The organism is Saccharopolyspora sp. NPDC049426 (assembly GCF_040676935.1).
Lineage (GTDB): Bacteria > Actinomycetota > Actinomycetes > Mycobacteriales > Pseudonocardiaceae > Saccharopolyspora.
The window spans coordinates 1-1,877 of the sequence record NZ_JBFAPZ010000035.1 but is presented as its reverse complement, the minus strand read 5'-3'; the positions used below and the strand labels follow the sequence as shown (position 1 = coordinate 1,877).

The following is a 1,877-nucleotide window of genomic DNA, read 5'->3' as shown; positions in this document are numbered from 1 at the left end:
GTCGTCGCCGACATGATCACCGTCGTGGCCGACCGGGTCGCCCGCATCCGCGAGGTCTCGAAGATGGGCGTGTCCTTCGTCGAGATCCACGCCGGACTCGACGAGCAGGCCAAGCCCGGCTACACGATCCAGACCCTGCTCGACGACGGAAAGCAGGCCGGCGTCCCGTTCTCCATCGCCGGTGGCATCAAGGCCGAATCCATCGCGGCGGTGCAGGACTCCGGGGCGACCGTCGCGGTCGCCGGTGGCGCGATCTACAGCGCGAAGGACCCGGCCGCGGCCGCGAAGAACCTCAAGAGCCTCATCCGCTGACCGAGCGAAAACCGCTTTCGAGCACGCACTCGGCACGAGGTGGAGGGCCGGGCCATTTCTCCGCGGCCCCTAACGCCTGTGCCAGCCCTCTCCGGCCGGCCCGAATTCGGGCCGGCCGGAAACCAATCATTTCGCAATCACGAACGACATGCCATCACGGCTGTTGCCCGGCTGGACGCGTTGTCCGGAGTTGTCCCACTCAGCCGGGAATCGGGAACAGGAATTCCGGACACATGATCGGGAGGAGCGCTTGATGGTTGACGAACCGAACAAGCCGCTGCGCGCAGAACCACGGCATTCCGCACCGAGCTGGTCGATGAAGGAACCGGTGATCGTGGGCTCAGTCCTCGGCGCCGACTACGCGCGACTCGGTGATGAGGTCGCCGACCTCACCGATGCTGGGGTGGGCCGCATCCAGTGGGACGTCATGGACAGGCGCTTCGTCCCCAACATGACGTTCGGCCCGGATGTCGTGGCCGCGTGCCGCAAGTACAGCCGCCTGCCGTTCGAAGCGCACCTCATGGTGCAGGACCCGGACCCGGTGATCGCCGACTTCGCCGCCGCCGGGTGCGAGACCATCATCGTGCACGCCGAGACCTGCGCGCATCTGCATCGGACGCTGTCCACGATCCGCGACCTCGATGCGAAAGCGGGTGTCGCCGTCAACCCGTCGACCCCGCTCGACTTCGTCCGCCACGTGCTCGACCGGATCGACCAGATCGTGATCATGACGGTCAACCCTGGCTTCGGCGGGCAGAAGTACATCGCCGCGATGGAGGACAAGGTCGCGGAGATGCGCGCGTTGGTCGACCTGTCCGGGAGCCCGGTGAAGATCGAGGTGGACGGAGGGATTTCGACCACCACCGCACGGTCCGCGTGGTACGCGGGCGCAGAACTCCTCGTCGCCGGTTCGGCCGTGCTGTCGCACCCGCGCGGGAAGCGAACGGCAGTGGCCGAGCTGCACGCCGCCATGACCCAGTCGGCGCCCGCGTCCTGATCGACCGATCTGCTTCGACGGCGCCTCCCCGCACCAGCGGAGCGGCCACGTGCTGCGCCGTCAGCCCCGGCACCGCGAGACGGTGCCGATCAGAAGCCTCGCCAAGGGAGTTCACCGCGACGTGCGGTGGGTGAAAGGGGTAGTGAAATGGAGACCTTCAACAGCGAGAGGGATTTGCTGGAAGCTCAGCACTCCCTGCTGCTGGACGCCGCGGCGGTGATGCGGCGGCGGTACGTGCGCGGCGTCGGCGGCGACGACAGCATGTCCCCGACTGCAGCAGAGGGCCTGGCCAGCGTCTTCGAGGGCATCGCCAGGGCCGAGCCGGCACTCGACAAGGCCGATCGAAACGAGGCGATCGCCTTGGCACATCGCTTGGTCGACGACGACCATCCCGAGCTCTCCCGGATGTGGCCCGCCTGAGGCGGCCACGTCCCAACACCGACTCCCGAAACACCGCGAGCAACCCAGACCACCAGGAGTGCGCGTCCATGACCGCGAACGAAACCACCGCCCACTACCGGGTGAGCGACGAGCTCGACCGGTTGACCACCGCACACCTGCCCGACGA

2 protein-coding genes and 1 pseudogene are annotated in these 1,877 nt (G+C 67.6%); all 3 read left to right on the top strand.

Translation table 11 applies throughout. The annotated features are described in order from the left end of the window. Positions 1-312 (top strand): annotated as a pseudogene (locus AB0J78_RS33370) (3-hexulose-6-phosphate synthase); the annotation flags it as partial. Positions 313-565: 253 nt separating this feature from the next. Further along, on the top strand, positions 566-1,309 hold the full coding sequence (gene rpe, locus AB0J78_RS33365) for a ribulose-phosphate 3-epimerase (protein WP_363796053.1): 744 nt from the start codon (positions 566-568) through the stop codon (positions 1,307-1,309). Positions 1,310-1,456: 147 nt separating this feature from the next. Next, on the top strand, positions 1,457-1,729 hold the full coding sequence (locus AB0J78_RS33360) for a hypothetical protein (protein ID WP_363796051.1): 273 nt from the start codon (positions 1,457-1,459) through the stop codon (positions 1,727-1,729). Positions 1,730-1,877: the final 148 nt, after the last annotated feature.